The organism is Agrobacterium sp. MCAB5 (assembly GCF_052114365.1).
Lineage (GTDB): Bacteria > Pseudomonadota > Alphaproteobacteria > Rhizobiales > Rhizobiaceae > Agrobacterium > Agrobacterium tumefaciens.
The window spans coordinates 1-382 of the sequence record NZ_JBFREP010000339.1 but is presented as its reverse complement, the minus strand read 5'-3'; the positions used below and the strand labels follow the sequence as shown (position 1 = coordinate 382).

At 57.3% G+C, this 382-nt stretch carries 1 protein-coding gene; it reads right to left on the bottom strand.

What is annotated here, in order from left to right; translation table 11 throughout:
* Positions 1–162: 162 nt before the first annotated feature.
* Entirely contained in the window at positions 163–363 is a 201-nt protein-coding gene (locus AB4Z23_RS28920; protein ID WP_174151040.1) for a dehydrogenase, read from the bottom strand.
* Positions 364–382 lie beyond the last annotated feature (19 nt).

The window sequence follows — 382 nt, the reverse complement described above, 5'->3', positions numbered from 1 at the left end:
CATTTGATCACTTCTTGGGAAATGCGCCGTAGCATCGTCGGCATCGACAGGTCGCCAAATTCAATCATGAGCTCGGCCGAACTAATGAATTTCAGGAGCTCGCATTCTTCACATATGACGCCGACAGGCTCGCCGCCGTAGTCCGAAAGCAGATAAGCTCCTTCACCTGGCATTTCTGTCGGCGTCTGGCTTCCATCCTCTCGTGAAACCGGTTCCCATCGCTGCGGTCGCCAGCGCAAGCTGCAGCCGCAAGTGCTGGATGTCTTCCATGAGCGTCTCAATCGCGGCACGGCTGTCGCCGTCGTGCCAGGCAATGATGTGGTCAACCGGATCCGCTTCCGGTTCTCTTGGTAGTGGGCGCACGTTCTCGATCTCCTGGCTC